Raw genomic sequence first — 15,260 nt, forward strand, 5'->3', positions numbered from 1 at the left:
CCCCAATACCACTTCAATTCTGGCATATTCCAAGGGGAGGCATCGGGATCAAAGTTCATGCCATAGATACCGACAATAAACGTTAATGGTATGAAAATCGTCGAAATGATCGTCAGAATCTTCATAATTTCGTTCATTTTATTACCAACGGAGGAAAGATACACCTCCATTAAACTGGCCGCCAGTTCGCGGTAGGTTTCCACCATATCTAGCACCTGAATTGCATGGTCATAACAATCCCGCAGATAGATACGCACTTCCTCCGAAAGGAGGGGGCTGGAATCTCGAATCATGGCATTGATAGCATCCCGTTGCGGCCAAATGGCACGGCGCAGCGCCAGTAGTTCGCGGCGCACTTGGTGGACTTCTTCGAGGATGGCGGGACTGGGATGGGTAACAACAGCATCCTCCAGCGCCTCAATACGCTCGCCATAGTCCTCCAGAACCGGATAAAAGCCATCAATAATGGCATCTAGGAGGGCATAGGCCAGATAATCGGGGCCGTAGCGGCGAATAATGCCCCGACTTGTCCGAATCCGCTGCCGCACCATCTCAAAACAGTCCCGTTCGGGTTCCTCCTGGACGGTGAGCAAGAAATGTTGCCCCAAGACAAAGCTCACCTGTTCGGTATAAAAGCCGTGTTCATTTTCTTTGGGGGTGACCATGCGGGTAATCAGGACCATGTAATCGCCATGGTCTTCAACTTTGGGGCGCTGCGGAACGTTGACAATGTCTTCAAGAACAATGGGGTGCAGCTGAAAAACTTGACCGAGGCGCCGCATCACATCTTCATCGCCAATGCCTTGAACATCAATCCAACTGACAGACGGACTCCTGAGGTAGGGGCCACATTCTTCCGGAGTTTCTAAAATGCGACGGCTGGCCTGATCTAGCTGATAGTCAATGAGATTAATGGTCGGTGGTGGAGCGTCAGCCTCAATACTGAGGGTGCCGGGCATGGCTCCGGGTTCATCAAAGAAGTAATCTTCGAGATAGTTATCTTCTTCCTCGGCAGGGGGTGAGGGGACATTGCGGAAAAAGTGAAAGGGTTGCCTGGCCATAAAGGGTAACAGACGGAGGGCAAACGGGCTACTAGAAACTTAGGGCAAATTGAGCGGCAACGTCCCAAAACTGCCTGAAAAGTTAAGATTTTTAAGTGTAGTGGCATTCACGGTGGGAGCGGTGCGGTGAATTCTCAAGTTTCGAGAACCTCAGTGTCAATTTGGGTCGCGATCGCCCAACTGTTGCGGTGGCATCAGCCGGCAGGTCGTTTGATTCTCCTCATTCCTGCCCTCTGGTCTTTGACATTGGCTAGTGAAGGCTTGCCGTCGTTGAAGTTGCTACTGATTATCACGGTGGGGGCGATCGCCACGAGTGCGGCGGGCTGCATTGTCAATGACTGCTGGGATCGCAATATTGACCCCCATGTGCAGCGGACTCAAAACCGCCCCCTAGCCAGTCGCCGACTCTCCCTTGGTGTGGCCTTGGGCTTGATGGTGATTGCTTTACTCTGTGCTTGGGGATTGACATTCTACCTTACTCCCTTGGGGTATTGGCTGGCGGTGGCGGCAGTGCCGGTGATTCTCCTCTATCCCTTGGCGAAGCGAGTGTTGCCAATTCCACAACTGGTCTTAGCAGTGGCCTGGGGGTTTGCTGTGCTCATTCCCTGGGCAGCGGTACAGGGACGCTTAACCTTGACCACCGCGTGGTTGTGGGCAGCAGTGGTGATGTGGACATTAGCCTTTGATACGGTGTATGCCATGCCCGATCGCCCCGACGACCGCCGACTGGGGGTCAATTCCAGTGCCTTATTTTTCGGTGCCCATGCGCCCTTGGCGATCGCGCTATTTTATGCACTGACGGTGATATTCCTGATGATTGTTGGCTTGAGGGCAGGACTCCCTTGGCGATTTTGGCTGGCTTTGGCAGTCACCACCTACTTTTGGCTGCGCCAATCCCTGCAAATTTACACCCACGAGCGCCGCGATACCCAAACAACAACGCTCCCCATTCAGACCTATGGTCGTTACTTCAATGAAAATGTCTGGTTGGGCTTTTTGCTCTGGGTGGGGATGTGGTGCCCTAGGCCTTAGTCAAGAGCTTGGGAGAAACCTGCCACGGCACAATTGTCAGAATGTCCACTTGGGCACAGTATTTGAGATCGGCTTCATTGCCCAGATTAAGGAGGCGCTGCCCGTGGCTGGAATGGTGAAAGAGGGTCAATAGATCATCTTGGTAGTAGCGGTACAGAGCAGTGGCAGCAATGGTTTCGTCATTGCCAGCAAGGGTTTCGAGGGGGGCATCCTGCTGACCCCAGAGGTAATGAATCAGTGCCCCAGCACAGACAGTATCTTCGAGGGAATAGCTGCCTTCCCAGCCCGAACCAACAATCCAGAGGGTTGCCGGTTGATGTTTTTGGACAAACTCAGCAACGGCGGCACGATTGACAAGGGCGGCAGCGAGAACGAGGGGACTTGCCTGAATTCGCTCAAGGGAACGGGTGCCATTGGTAGTACTCATAAAGAGGCGACATCCTCTCACCCGCTCCGGCAAGCATTCAGCAGGAGAATTGCCCATATCAAAGCCAGCAACTTTTTTCCCCCCCCGTTCACCAACGCGAATCCGCTTGGCTGCCGGCCATTGCTGACTGACTTGTTCGAGTTCTGTCAGATCACTAAAGACTTGAACGGCTTCTGCTCCAGCGGCTAGAGCAGTGGCGATCGTGGTGGTTGCCCGCAGGACATCGACAGCAATGGCACAGTCGGGCTGCCAGTCGGCTGGTACACCCTCTGGTGTGTGGTAGGTATAGATTTTCATAAATGGAAGGGGAGTTTGGCTACGATGATCCTTGATACATAAAGTATGTCACCATTGGGATCACTGTAGCGGCAATGAGCAGGGCAACCACAAGAATTGTGGCGGAGCGATCGTCCGTTTCCTCTTTGCTTTTGTAGGTTTTCTCGACAACCACTTCGCGTACCACTGGGGGTCCCGGATCCGGTTCGCCTTTGAGGACTTTCCCAAGGCGATCAACGGTGTCAAGTACCGATTGATTGTAGTTGCCCTCCCGCAGGGGCACCCGCATCGTTTCTTGGACAATACTTTCAGCGGTTTCAGGATTCAAGCGCTCGGCCACGGCGTCGCCATAATGAATCGCTGTGCCATTGGTGACGGTATCGAGGGCAATGATCACTTGATTGGCCTGGGACGCAGGATCGGGAAACCACTGGCTAAAGAGGTCATCCACAAAGCTCTGGGGGGTTTCGCCATAGTCAAGGCGGTGTAGGGTAACAATATGAACATGAATGCCCGTTGCCTCGGAGAGGTCTTGGAGCGATCGCCCAACACTGCCTTGGGTGACGGCACTGAGCACATTGCCCTCATCAATGACCCCGGCTGCTGTTCCCGGAAAGGGGATATCGATCGCCCCGGTTGCCCAGACAGGGGTAACCCACAACGTACTAGCGAGTAGTGCCAGCAAAAGATAGCGAATGCCGTTTTTCCAAGCCACTTGCCAATGCATCTGTGCTTCATCCTGTATCTCTCAATGCAATTTTCCCAGATATTGCTTGCAAAACTAAATTTTCTTTTAACAAATCTTAAAGTATTTCCCAAAGAACTGCTCTACGAAGGAGCACCCCCAAGCGTAAACCTTGCCCAAAAATAATGTCCTTGGTTATTAGTCAAGGATTTGAAAGTAAGTGGGTTTATCAACCTAACCCATAGAAATGGTACAGCTCTCTTTCAATAGAATACGCTTAACACTGTGAAGGTCACTGTAGGGTAGTATTTCATCGCCTTCGTTTATTCTATATCTAGAAAAACCTCCATATTTTAGAAAAAAGCTGCATGTCTGCTTCGGTAACCCATTCCTCTTCTCGTTGGCGATCGCTACGCAATAATGCCCTGTTGATTGGGGTGGCTGTGCTGATCACACTCCTGATTCGCGTTTTTGTAGCGGAGTCGCGTTTTATTCCCTCAGAGTCTATGGAGCCAACACTTTGGCCCGGCGATCGCATTGTGGTAGAAAAGATCACCTATCGCCAGCGATCGCCCCAGCGGGGGGATATTGTTGTCTTCTATACCCCACCCCTCTTGCAAACCCTGGGCTATGGTGCTGATCAAGCCCTAATTAAGCGGGTGATTGCGACAGCCGGGGATACCGTTGCCGTGCATGATGGCCGCGTTTGGGTCAACGATCGCCCCCTCGATGAGCCCTACATTGCTGAGCCACCCATTTATACGCTCTCCCCAGTCACCGTGCCAGAGAATATGCTTTTTGTTATGGGGGATAACCGCAACCACAGCAACGACTCCCACATCTGGGGATTTTTGCCCCTGGAGAATGTCATTGGTCGGGCGATCGCCTGCTATTGGCCCCCTAACCATGCGGGCAAAATTTTGTCTCCGGCTACCTAGGTGGCCAGCTGCATCACTGTTTGGCATCCTCCCCCCTTCCTCACTCAATGGGCAGCTCGGCTCACCTAACAAATAGGTTTTCATGGTTTTAATAACCGTTGCTCCCACCTGTAGCGCGCTATGGGTTTGGCTGCAAGCCAAAGATATCGTAAGAAAACACTGCTAACCAACTCAAATGATCGTCGCAGCAAGAGACTGCCGCCAAATTGTATCCTCTGTTTTAGAAAGGTAATTAGAAAGGTAAAAAGTGATACATTGACAGTTGATGCTGCCGCAAGCGATCGCTAGGCTAAAGATGCCTCCTTAGGAAGTGTCATCATGTACAGTGAACATACTCCCCAAGCGATCGCCAACCGTCGTTATCAGGTCAGAATTGGTCAATACTTCAAGGAGGGCTGGGAAATTTTCAGCACCCAACCCGCTGCCTACATTGGCTTCCTGGTTCTGATGACGATTATCAATGGTGTACTCAACAATATTCCAGGGGTTGGCCTGATTGTTAGCACGATTTTGTCAGGGCCCTTCGCCGCAGGCTACTACTTTTTCAGCTTTCGCATTGCCCGCAACCAAAGACCCACATTTAGCGAATTTTTTAATGCGTTCAAAAACAACTACTTTTTGCCCATCCTATTGACAAACCTAGCGATCATCTTGATTACGAATGTGTTTGTGATCAGTGCCAGCCTTCTATTCATGATTGCGGGGCTACCCTTGTTGCAAAGGATATTAGAGCAGGCGGCAGCTGAAGCAGCGAAGCCCGATGCCGACTTAGAACAACTGCTAGCGTTACTGGAGCAGCTTCCCCCTGTACCGGATGGACTCAACCCTGTTTTAATCTTCCTGGGTGTGGTCCTGCTGCTGCCGGGGATTTACTTTGGGATAGCCTACGTGTTTGCTGTACCTTTGGTGGTGGAACACCAGTTTGACGTGTGGCCAGCCCTAGAAACAAGTCGCCGCTTGGTCTCCCGTAATTGGTGGCGCTGCTTTTTCCTCATTGTGTCAATTATTTTCTGCAATATTTTGGGCTTTTGTCTCTGCTGTGTGGGGCTGCTGGTGACTGGTCCCTGGAGTAATTGTGTAATTGTGGCAGCCTACCGCGATATTATTGGCCTCAGACCCACCACTGATACCACCAACCCGTCTTAGAGCAATGACGCTGCCCACCCTTGTGGATCTCAACCTCGACCCCTTTTGGATGCCCTTTACCGCAAACCGCCAGTTCAAGCAAAGTCCGCGGCTCCTTGTTTCGGCAGCGGGGATGTACTACAGGAGTATAGATGGCCGTGAGATTCTCGATGGCACGGCTGGGTTGTGGTGTGTTAATGCTGGGCACTGCCGTCCGGAAATTGTTAGCGCGATCGCCCAACAGGCAGCCACCCTAGATTTTGCCCCCACATTTCAGATGGGACATCCGGGACCCTTTCAGGTGGCCGATCGCCTGCGCAGAATTACGCCTGACCCCCTCAACCATGTCTTTTTTGCCAACTCTGGCTCTGAGGCCGTGGATACAGCCTTAAAAATTGCCCTCGCTTACCATCGGCTGCGGGGAGAAGGGACGCGGCAACGGCTCATTGGGCGGGAGCGAGGCTATCACGGGGTTGGCTTTGGTGGGACTTCGGTGGGGGGAATTGCCCCCAATCGCAAGTTCTTTGGTTCTCTCTTGGCAGGGGTAGATCATTTGCCCCACACCCACAACCTGGAACACAACGCCTTCAGCAAAGGGCAACCCACTTGGGGGGCACATTTAGCCGATGAGCTAGAACGCCTAGTGGCGCTCCATGATGCCTCAACAATTGCAGCGGTCATTGTCGAACCCCTTGCTGGCTCTACCGGAGTATTGATTCCGCCTCAGGGATATTTGGAACGCCTCCGTGCCATTTGCGATCGCTACGGCATCTTGCTGATCTTTGATGAGGTGATCACAGGCTTTGGCCGTCTCGGTGCCCCCTTTGCCAGTCAATACTTTGGCGTCACTCCAGATCTCATCACTGTTGCTAAGGGTCTCACCAATGCCGCTGTGCCAATGGGAGCGGTCATTGTCCGCGATGAGATTTACGACACCTTTATGCAAGGACCAGCGGGACAGATTGAGTTTTTCCATGGCTACACCTATTCGGGACATCCCCTTGCCTGTGCCGCTGCCTTGACAACCCTAGAGATTTACGAGAAAGAAGCCCTATTTGAGCGGGCGGCTTCCCTTGCGCCTTATTGGCAGGAGGCCATCCACAGTCTACGGGGTCTTCCCCATGTCATTGATATTCGCAACTTGGGTTTGGTGGCTGGCATTGAATTGGCGCCACGGGAGGGTCAAGGAGGAACACGGGGCTATGATGCCCTGTGTCGGGCCTTTGAAGCGGGACTATTGATTCGTGTCACGGGAGATATTATTGCCCTCTCGCCACCGTTGATTGTGGAGCGATCGCACATTGATCAAATGGTGGACATTTTAAGTCGAGTTCTCCAGGAACTTCCCTAGGTACCACAGCGTCAAATCTAAAGGATCACTCTCTCCTTGGAGGCTTGTATGTTACGCGTCCTCCCACTGGCCATCAGTAGCTTTGTGACACTGCTGGCGATCGCGCCCCCTGGCCGTGCTGCCTATCCCCTCTTTCCCAATCAGCCGGGTGTCGATATCTTCTTCCCGGGGCTAGAGTCCTTTGGGCGGCCACGGACACCGCAGTATGATCCCTACCATCCGATCATTTACCGGCCGCCGGGGCAATCAGCGACCTACATTATCGTGCCAGTGCCCTATCCACCCCGCCCCATAATTTACCAGCCCCCCTATTCACCGGTTTACTACCCCTATTACCCCTGTTATCCATTCCGTTGTCGATAAGCAACAATACAGGAATTGATACTTGACTCGAGTTGGGAAGCAGGTCAAGAGCTTCTTCTCCTGCTACAATAGCAGCTAATTTAGCCATTTTCCTTCAAGAGAAATCTATGGCTCAGTTGGCGATCGCTCCAGTGCTATTTCACTTGGCCTTTCCCGTCAATAATCTCACCGACACCAAGGCCTACTACATTGATGGTTTGGGGTGCGAACCGGGGCGGGAAAATCCCCACTGCCTGATCATGAAGCTCTATGGTCATCAACTGGTGGCCCATGTCACCGAGGAACCCTTGGTGGCCCCCAAAGGAATCTATCCGCGCCACTTTGGCCTAATTTTCTTGGGGCAGGCAGACTGGCAAAATCTCTGCAATCGCGTGATCCACAAGGGGCTGAACTTTTACCAACCACCCCGTACCCGCTTTGCCAATACCCCCTTAGAGCACCAAACCTTTTTTCTTGCAGACCCCTTCCACAACCTGATTGAAATTAAACACTACCGCCACCCAGAAGCCATTTTTGGTCTGCGGGATTACCGTAAGATTGGGGATACCCCCCTCGTTTCTGCACCGCAACCGTGAGTCATCTGATTCTCTACAGCAAGCCGGGCTGTCACCTCTGTGAAGGACTGCAGGAAAAGCTGGCCACCTTGAGGGAATTTACCCTTGAAGTACGCGACATCACCAGCCGTGAAGATTGGTGGCAGGCTTACCAGTACGAGATTCCTGTTCTCTACCTAGTGATTGGGGCCCAAGTGATGTCTGTGCCGCGACTTTCCCCCCGTGCCTCGGTGGCCCACATTCGTCAACGTCTCCAGGAATTGGCCAAGGGAACTGGATCAGCGGCGGCCAATTCAGGTGCATAATCGGCATAGCAAAACCAAGAAGGAACTCACGCATGGTAGACCTGGGAGCGATGCTCTTTCGTGGCCGTGGCGTCAAGCTCTCGCAGCAGTTTGCGGTCATTGGCCTAGGACGGTTTGGCCGCGGGGTGTGTGAAACCCTGCACGGAATGGGCTATGAGGTGCTTGGCAGTGACAATCAGGAGCGGCTAGTGAATCAAGTCCTCCAAGATCACATTGTGGATCATGCGATTCAATTGGATGCTACCGATCCTCAAGCCCTGAAGGAGGCAGGAATTTTTGAGTTTGAAACGGTCATTGTGGCCATTGGCAATCACCTGGATGCCAGTATTATTACCACACTCAACCTCAAGGAAGCCGGTGTTCCCAAGGTTATTGCTAAGGCTTCATCGGAAGTTCACAAGAAATTGTTAGAGCGGGTAGGGGCCGACCGGGTTGTCTTTCCAGAATATGAGGCAGGTTGTGAACTGGCGCGATCGCTCACTCGACCTGCGATTTTAGACTGTCTTGACCTCGATCCGCAAAAGAGTATTGTGGAAGTGAAAGTACCCGCAGCATTTCATGGCCGTACAGTTGCGGAGGTTGAACTCCGCAGTCGCTATGGTTTGAACCTGATTGCCCTGCGCTTTGATGATAAGTTTGAAATCAATCCCAGTCCCAGCCAGAAGCTGCATCAAGGGGACATCATGGTGGTGATTGGTGACAATAACGATATTGAGCGCTTTTTGCGTAGTCAGCACATTCACTGAGACAAACCCAGGTCTAGGCTGTTGAGCTTCCATCACTGGTCGCCCCCCGCACGGGTATTAGCTATTTTTCTATGGATTCTTTGTATTAGCAGTTTGCAGCGCTGGCCCAGCCTGGCGATCGCGACTGTGCTGGTGGTGCTGCTCTACACCCTGAGCCACCTCCCCTGGGAGCGCTTGGGCAAACGTCTACGGCAGATGTGGCTCTTTTTTCTAGGGCTGTGGGCACTTTTGGCACTAACCCCGTGGCCGATGTCATTCCTGCTCCCTTGGCGCCTGCTGCTGTGTCTGGCTCTGGGAGTGGTCTTGCTCGACACCCTCACCTTTAGCGAGTGGGTGCGCGTTTGTCGCTGGTGGGGGCTACCGCCGCTGTTGGTGGATACCCTGGCATTGACCTATCGCTACCTTTTTGAGCTGGAGAGACAGTTGGCGCAAATGCAGCAGGCTCTGTTTCTGCGAGGATTTCAGTTGAGTTGGGGCCGTCTTCGCCCTTGGGGGCAAGTGATTGGCAGCTTTCTAATTCGCACCGAAGAACGATCCCAGCAGATTTACCTAGCAATGCGGCTACGGGGTTATGGGCAAATCCTCCACCGTCGTCCTCAATTTTCTGAGGGAGCACCGTGGAGTTGGGGGCTCACGCTGATTGCTAGCATAGGGGCAGGGTTGTTGGCAACCTATGACACCCTTGGGGAAATCAAACTGCCTTTTTGGAGTGAATAGCCAATGGTGGGAACAGTGATACATTAACATATTAACATTTGTAAACGGTTGCCCCTTTGAGATTGCCCCTATGAAACCCAAGAACACGCTTTTCGTTGCGGAGCAGGTGTGCCTCGTTGGCCATATTGTGGCGATGGCCTTTGGCTTAGCGGGGTTGCTCCTCGTTGTACCCCGTCCCGAGTTTATTTTGGCATTGCCCGCGTGGGGTCAGCAACTTTTTCAATGGAGTATGGGGAATGGCGGCGTAGTTTATATTATCCTGGGTGCGCTGGCGATCGCCCTTCATACCTATCGCAACTTTGGCCTTGGCAAACTCCTTAGCTTTTTGCTGCCAGCGGTGGGCATTTCCCTCACCAGTGAACTGTTGGGGACGAGTACCGGCTTTCCCTTTGGCCATTACGGTTACCTCAGTGGCTTGGGCTACAAAATTGCTGGGTTAGTACCCTTCACGATTCCCCTTTCTTGGTTTTATATGGGGCTAGTCACGTTTCTTTTGGCCTACAGTGGTTTCATTAGTCGTCCCCGGCGGGAAGGCAAAGGCGTGGGGTTGGGGGCAGCTTTGATGACGGTAGGCTTGGGAGCCATCTTTTTAACGGCTTGGGATTTTGTCCTTGATCCGGCCATGAGTCAAACCACGATTCCCTTTTGGCAATTTCAGGAGGTGGGTGAGTTCTTTGGTATGCCCTACCGCAATATTCTGGGCTGGACGGGCACAGGAGCCGTGTTTATGGGACTGGCGATGATCACTTGGTGGCCAAAGCCAATGGTCGTCAACCGTGGACAACTGATTACCCCCTTGGTGGTGTATCTGGTGAATTTTGCCTTTGGGGCAATGATTACGCTCACGTCCTTGGATCAACGCTTTTGGATTCCGGTAACGTTGGGATTTGTTTTGGGGGTCGTGCCGGTCACAGCCCTGTGGTGGTTTGCCGAAGCACCCTTAGAGAAAGTTCAGGGGGTCAACATCAATACTGAGGCGGGTTGAGCGGGGACATTGCCCCTTGAGATGCATCAGGGCTTGGCCGAGTTCAGAACTTTGCAGTAATTTGCCCTTGAGTAAAATTTGCCAGCGGTGGCGGCCAGCAATTTTGGCGATCGCGGCGGGGGCGGGGCCAAGGAGTTCCCAGTCTCCCTGAGAAACCGGGGCCAAGATCTGGAGTTGTTGGGCAATTGCCTGTGCCGTTGTGGCTACTTCCTCAGGATCAGGACTACTCAAGCGCAGCAGGATCAGTTGGGCATAGGGGGGATAGCCCAAGGGGGCGCGGCTACTGAGCTCCTGGGTAGCAAAGCTGTCCCAGTCATAGGCTTGGACTGCTGTAATCACTGGATGATCCGGCACATAGGTTTGGAGAATAACCTTACCGGGATGCGCCCCTCGACCCGATCGCCCCGCCACCTGGGTGAGAATTTGAAACGTGCGTTCTGCCGCCTGATAATCGGGCAAGTGCAGGAGACTATCGGCAGCCAAAATTCCCACGAGGGCGACCTGCGGCAAATCAATTCCCTTCGTCAGCATTTGCGTCCCCACCATCACATCGGCTTCGCCGGCTGCAAATTGAGTCAATAACTGGCGATGGGCACCCTTGCGTTGGGTGGTATCACTGTCAAAGCGCAGTACTCGCAACTGGGGAAAGAGGCGATTCAGTTCCCTCACCACCCGCTGCGTTCCCCCACCGAAGGGCTTGAGATAGGGGGACCCACAACTGGGACAGCGCTGCGGCACCCCCTGAGTGTAGTTGCAATAATGGCAGCGCAGCACTTCCATTTCTTCGCCAAAGAGGTGCCCAGTCAGAGACACACTGCAATGGGGACAGTAGATCACTGTGCCACAACTGCGACAGGAGACAAACGTGCTGTGACCCCGCCGCGGTACAAAGAGAATCGCCTGCTGTCCCTGAAGATTCGCCAGCGCTTCTTGAAGCGGACGGCTGAGCATCGAACGGTTGCCACGGTGCAATTCTTGGCGCATATCCACGATCGTGATGGGGGGTAAGGGGGTGGCATGAATGCGCTGAGGTAGGGAAAGGAGGTGAATCTGTCCCTCCTGGGCAGCCTGCCAAGTGCTGAGGGCAGGGGTGGCGGTTCCTAAAATCAGGGGACACTGTTGCTGGCGCGATCGCCATTGGGCAACAGTGCGGGCATGGTAGCAGGGCTGAGGTTGATCCTGTTTGTAGCCGCTGTCGTGCTCTTCATCGAGAATGATCAAACCCAAGCCCACCAAAGGCAGCAGTACCGCCGAGCGCGTGCCAATGATTACCCGTGGCTCCGGCATCAGGGTCAATCGCCAAGTATCGTAGCGCTCTCCCTCGCTGAGACCGCTGTGATAAACCAACAGGCGTTCACCAAAGCGGGCTCGCACTCGATCCGTCAGTTGGGGTGTCAAGCCAATCTCCGGCACCAGCAACAAGGCCGATCGCCCTCGCCCTAGACACTCAGCAATAACTTGCAGATAAACTTCCGTTTTACCCGAGCCCGTGACCCCGTGTAGGAGAAACGTTTGGGCACAGTCTAGGTGTTTTGAAATGACTTGCAGGGCAGTGGCTTGGGCCGTCGTCAGTGTTTTTGGCCGATCGGGTGTCACCGCTATCCCCCGTTCAGTGCGGCAGTGCTGCCGCTCCACAATGGCAATGTACCCTTTAGCAGCAAGGCGGTGGAGGGTTTGGGGGGTCGTGCCCGTGGCCTTGAGCACCTCCTGTAGCCAGCAATCGCGACCCTGTTGCTGCAAGTAGCGGAGGATTTGGCGCTGCCGCTGCGTTAAGGTTTCCCCTTTACTATTGAGGAGTATCACTGCCTGTTGCTGTTTTGGCTGTTGACTCGCGGGTGCCGCTAAGTAGGTTTCCACTAGGCCAAGGCGTTCGAGCTCTTGGAGGGCCCGCTGAACCTTGGGAAGCTGTTGCTGGAGGTAGCGTACACTGTAGTCCCCACTGCCTTTGGTCTGGAGAAAGCGCAGTAGATGTTGCCCTTGTTCCGAAAGGGGGGGGATCCCCTGTTGTGGCCGCAGGCGTACCCGCCGTTGCGATCGCCCCAAAACCCCCGGCGGCAGAGCAGTGCGTACCACTTGGATAAAAGGTGTGCAGTAGTAGGTGGCAATCTGCTCTAACAGGGCCCAGTAGTCCTTGGGAAAAAGCTGCTGGTCAACCACCTCAAGGAGCGATCGCAACCGCTGGGGCTCGACTGATGGGGGCAATGCCGCCAACACCTCTAGAACAATCCCGCGTGCCACCTGAGAGCCAAAGGGCACTTCCACCACGTCTCCCCCCTGCACCTGCCAACCCCTAGGAATTTGGTAGGTATAGGCTGCGGTTGCCCCCGGACAGTCCACAAGCACACTGGCGTAGGTAGGGCCTTCATGAGAGGGAAATCCTAAATAGGAACTCGTCATCTTGCGGGGAGAGCCATGAATGGCAGCCTTGGGAGAACTTTGCTGCTACTTCCTATCCTTGCCCAAAACGGCAATTTACCCCAACCCAACTGCCATGGCGACTATATCGCCTCCTCGGGTCGTGGTTGATCCCGATGGGCATCGTTTCAACTGTCGCTGCTTGGACAAGGTGCTGCAGGCCTAGTAGGCCCCAGGGCTTGCTGGCCAAATAGGGAGATTGTGCCCTGTGGCGCGCCACTTTCTCAAGGGGACAGTCTTAACAACCAATATCACACCCGCCAGTTTTACCACGATACGGATCATCAGGGTTGCCTTGGCTAAGGTGTCGGAGCACATTTGCTTGGTGCGAGCCAGCCGTCAATTGATTTGTCTTATTTGTCCCCACTGAGAATTGGGTTGTTTGCTTGAGAGGACATGGGAAAATAGGAAAAACTGCTCCTCACCTAACATTCTCCATGACCGGTCTTTACGAAGCAAAAACGATCGCGATCGCCCGTCAACTGTGGGCGGCTAGCCAAGAGTCACGCAACTTCTTTAGCCAACTGCGGGAGCAAATGCGCATTGAAGATAAGCTCCTCGGCTGGGCTATGGAACATCCGGGTCTACGGGTACAACTCTTTCGCCTCATTGACTGTCTGCCGAGTCTGCGCAGCAAAACCGAGGTGGCACGCCACTTGCAGGAGTACCTCAGTGACCCCAGTGTGGAGTTGCCGCCCGGCCTGAAAAAACTCTTGAACTTTGCCCAGCCGGATTCCCTGCCCGCCCAAGCAGCGGCAACCACCTTCACAACAGCAGTTCAAGCCCTTGCCCACAAGTACATTGCCGGTGAAACTACCGAGCAGGTGCTGAAAACCATTGGCCGTCTGCGCAAGCAGGGCATGCTGGTGACGATGGATATTCTGGGGGAAGCTGTGATTACGGAGGCAGAGGCACAGCAGTATTGCGATCGCTACCTTGATTTGATGGAGCACCTCAGTCCCTTGGGCCAACGGGAGGGCCTGAATCCAGTCCAGGTCTCCGTAAAGCTGACGGCCTTTTACTCCCAGTTTGATCCTTTGGATGTTTCTGGCTGCCGGGCCAAGGTGGGAGAGCCGATTCGCCGGCTGTTGCATCGTGCCCAAGAATTGGGGGTGGCGGTGCACTTTGATATGGAACAGTATGCCTACAAAGACATTACCTTGGCGATCCTCAAGGATATTTTGCTAGAGCCAGAGTTTCGCGATCGCGCCGATATTGGGCTAACACTGCAGGCCTATCTGCGGGATAGCTACCAAGATGCCCAAGATCTAATTACTTGGGTGCAACAGCGGGGCACACCAATTACCGTGCGGGTGGTCAAGGGCGCCTACTGGGATCAGGAACTCATTAAAGCAGTACAACATCATTGGCCATTGCCCGTCTATCAACACAAACAGGACACTGATGCCAACTTTGAGCGCATCATTGAACTGCTCCTGAGTCACCATACGGTTTTGCGTACGGCGATCGCTAGCCATAATGTGCGTTCCCAAGCGCGGGCGATCGCCATCGCTCAACAGCAGCACATTCCGCCCACAGCCATGGAATGCCAAGTTCTCTACGGCATGGCCGATAAACTGGCCAAGGCACTGGTGGACGCAGGGCAAACGGTGCGGGTCTATTGTCCCTATGGCGATCTCATTCCGGGGATGGCCTACCTGATTCGGCGGCTTTTGGAAAATACCGCCAACAGTTCCTTTTTACGCCAACAGTTGGGGGCTGTGGCCGTCGAGGAATTACTGGCACCACCGGAACCAACGGCGGACTTTGCAGCTGTGAACGTCCATCTGACCACGGGCAAGACTTCAACCTTTGTCAATGCTGCCAATAGTGACTATGCCCGAGCCAGCCAGCGGGAAGCCATTCAAGCGGCCTTAATTCATGTCCATCGCCAACTGGGGCACACCTATACCCCCATCATCAATGGCGATCGCGTCAATCGCCGCGAATACAGTCACTCCCTGAACCCCTCGCAGCCGGAGGAAATCGTCGGTCGGGTTGGCCTGGCCACCATTGAAGATGCCGAGCATGCGATCCGGGCTGCCAAAGCCGCTCAAGCCCAATGGCAACAGACCCCCGTGGCCGAACGGGCAACTCTGCTACGGCGGGCAGCAGATCTCCTAGAGGCACAGCGCCATGAACTAGTGGCTTGGATGTGCTACGAAGTGGGCAAGGTGGTGGCAGAAGGGGATGCCGAAGTCTCGGAAGCCGTTGATTTTTGCCGCTACTACGCCGATGAAATGGAGCGCCTCAGCGGCGGCTATGACCGCAACTTTCCCG

General features: G+C 53.9%; 16 protein-coding genes. 12 read left to right on the plus strand and 4 right to left on the minus strand.

The features are described from left to right. A partial coding sequence (gene corA, locus H8Q75_RS03045; protein ID WP_297040395.1) for a magnesium/cobalt transporter CorA occupies nt 1-1,061 on the minus strand: 1,061 nt, incomplete at its 3' end. 153 nt (nt 1,062-1,214) lie between these two features. On the opposite strand from corA, the gene H8Q75_RS03050 reads away from it, so the two are divergent. Further along, nucleotides 1,215-2,093, plus strand: coding sequence for a 4-hydroxybenzoate solanesyltransferase (locus tag H8Q75_RS03050; RefSeq protein ID WP_297040398.1), 879 nt, complete (start codon nt 1,215-1,217; stop codon nt 2,091-2,093). On the opposite strand, the gene H8Q75_RS03055 is transcribed toward H8Q75_RS03050, so the two are convergent. Continuing rightward, the gene (locus H8Q75_RS03055) at nt 2,083-2,817 is read right to left on the minus strand and encodes a 2-phosphosulfolactate phosphatase family protein (RefSeq protein WP_024125056.1); all 735 of its coding nucleotides are present in this window, start codon (nt 2,815-2,817) and stop codon (nt 2,083-2,085) included. The two genes, H8Q75_RS03050 and H8Q75_RS03055, sit on opposite strands and share 11 nt — an antisense overlap. Nucleotides 2,818-2,836: 19 nt before the next feature. Further along, nucleotides 2,837-3,523 (minus strand): TPM domain-containing protein, encoded by a 687-nt coding sequence (locus tag H8Q75_RS03060; protein WP_024125057.1) that lies wholly within the window; start codon nt 3,521-3,523, stop codon nt 2,837-2,839. 326 nt (nt 3,524-3,849) lie between these two features. On the opposite strand from H8Q75_RS03060, the gene lepB reads away from it, so the two are divergent. From lepB to cruF, 9 genes are all read left to right on the plus strand, one after another. Beyond that, entirely contained in the window at nt 3,850-4,419 is a 570-nt protein-coding gene (lepB, locus tag H8Q75_RS03065) for a signal peptidase I (RefSeq protein WP_297040407.1), read from the plus strand. A gap of 318 nt (nt 4,420-4,737) precedes the next feature. Beyond that, nucleotides 4,738-5,565, plus strand: coding sequence for a DUF975 family protein (locus tag H8Q75_RS03070; protein ID WP_024125059.1), 828 nt, complete (start codon nt 4,738-4,740; stop codon nt 5,563-5,565). Nucleotides 5,566-5,569: 4 nt separating this feature from the next. After that, nucleotides 5,570-6,895, plus strand: a complete 1,326-nt coding sequence (locus H8Q75_RS03075; protein WP_024125060.1) for an aspartate aminotransferase family protein — start codon at nt 5,570-5,572, stop codon at nt 6,893-6,895. A 48-nt stretch (nt 6,896-6,943) separates the two neighbouring features. Continuing rightward, on the plus strand, nt 6,944-7,258 hold the full coding sequence (locus H8Q75_RS03080; RefSeq protein WP_024125061.1) for a hypothetical protein: 315 nt from the start codon (nt 6,944-6,946) through the stop codon (nt 7,256-7,258). A gap of 107 nt (nt 7,259-7,365) precedes the next feature. Continuing rightward, entirely contained in the window at nt 7,366-7,833 is a 468-nt protein-coding gene (locus H8Q75_RS03085; protein ID WP_024125062.1) for a VOC family protein, read from the plus strand. Beyond that, nucleotides 7,830-8,117, plus strand: coding sequence for a glutaredoxin family protein (locus H8Q75_RS03090; RefSeq protein ID WP_024125063.1), 288 nt, complete (start codon nt 7,830-7,832; stop codon nt 8,115-8,117). The genes H8Q75_RS03085 and H8Q75_RS03090 overlap by 4 nt, the downstream gene beginning before the upstream one ends. 32 nt (nt 8,118-8,149) lie before the next feature. Continuing rightward, the gene (locus tag H8Q75_RS03095) at nt 8,150-8,863 is read left to right on the plus strand and encodes a TrkA family potassium uptake protein (protein ID WP_024125064.1); all 714 of its coding nucleotides are present in this window, start codon (nt 8,150-8,152) and stop codon (nt 8,861-8,863) included. Between the two features lie 21 nt (nt 8,864-8,884). Further along, nucleotides 8,885-9,580, plus strand: a complete 696-nt coding sequence (locus tag H8Q75_RS03100) for an energy-coupling factor transporter transmembrane component T (RefSeq protein WP_024125065.1) — start codon at nt 8,885-8,887, stop codon at nt 9,578-9,580. Nucleotides 9,581-9,650: 70 nt separating this feature from the next. Further along, the gene (cruF, locus tag H8Q75_RS03105) at nt 9,651-10,565 is read left to right on the plus strand and encodes a gamma-carotene 1'-hydroxylase CruF (RefSeq protein ID WP_024125066.1); all 915 of its coding nucleotides are present in this window, start codon (nt 9,651-9,653) and stop codon (nt 10,563-10,565) included. Here cruF and priA read toward each other — a convergent pair. After that, nucleotides 10,521-12,962, minus strand: coding sequence for a primosomal protein N' (gene priA / locus H8Q75_RS03110; protein WP_024125067.1), 2,442 nt, complete (start codon nt 12,960-12,962; stop codon nt 10,521-10,523). The two genes, cruF and priA, sit on opposite strands and share 45 nt — an antisense overlap. A 226-nt stretch (nt 12,963-13,188) precedes the next feature. Between priA and H8Q75_RS03115 the strand changes: the two genes are divergently transcribed. After that, a complete protein-coding gene (locus H8Q75_RS03115; protein ID WP_297040416.1) occupies nt 13,189-13,350 on the plus strand; it encodes a hypothetical protein in 162 nt (53 codons plus the stop codon). 67 nt (nt 13,351-13,417) lie between these two features. Continuing rightward, nucleotides 13,418-15,260 (plus strand): proline dehydrogenase family protein (locus H8Q75_RS03120; protein ID WP_297040418.1); only part of this gene is annotated, 1,843 nt, incomplete at its 3' end.

Origin of the sequence: Thermosynechococcus sp. OHK43, from assembly GCF_014466085.1 — a bacterium.
In the GTDB taxonomy this organism is placed as follows: Bacteria; Cyanobacteriota; Cyanobacteriia; order Thermosynechococcales; family Thermosynechococcaceae; genus Thermosynechococcus.

Bases quoted from the DNA above. Each gene is read 5' to 3' on its own strand.
- H8Q75_RS03055 (WP_024125056.1), bottom strand. From the start codon at position 2,817: ATGAAAATCTATACCTACCACACACCAGAGGGTGTACCAGCCGACTGG.
- H8Q75_RS03060 (WP_024125057.1), bottom strand. From the start codon at position 3,523: ATGCATTGGCAAGTGGCTTGGAAAAACGGCATTCGCTATCTTTTGCTG.
- lepB (WP_297040407.1), top strand. From the start codon at position 3,850: ATGTCTGCTTCGGTAACCCATTCCTCTTCTCGTTGGCGATCGCTACGC.
- H8Q75_RS03070 (WP_024125059.1), top strand. From the start codon at position 4,738: ATGTACAGTGAACATACTCCCCAAGCGATCGCCAACCGTCGTTATCAG.
- H8Q75_RS03075 (WP_024125060.1), top strand. From the start codon at position 5,570: ATGACGCTGCCCACCCTTGTGGATCTCAACCTCGACCCCTTTTGGATG.
- H8Q75_RS03080 (WP_024125061.1), top strand. From the start codon at position 6,944: ATGTTACGCGTCCTCCCACTGGCCATCAGTAGCTTTGTGACACTGCTG.
- H8Q75_RS03085 (WP_024125062.1), top strand. From the start codon at position 7,366: ATGGCTCAGTTGGCGATCGCTCCAGTGCTATTTCACTTGGCCTTTCCC.
- H8Q75_RS03095 (WP_024125064.1), top strand. From the start codon at position 8,150: ATGGTAGACCTGGGAGCGATGCTCTTTCGTGGCCGTGGCGTCAAGCTC.
- cruF (WP_024125066.1), top strand. From the start codon at position 9,651: ATGAAACCCAAGAACACGCTTTTCGTTGCGGAGCAGGTGTGCCTCGTT.
- priA (WP_024125067.1), bottom strand. From the start codon at position 12,962: ATGACGAGTTCCTATTTAGGATTTCCCTCTCATGAAGGCCCTACCTAC.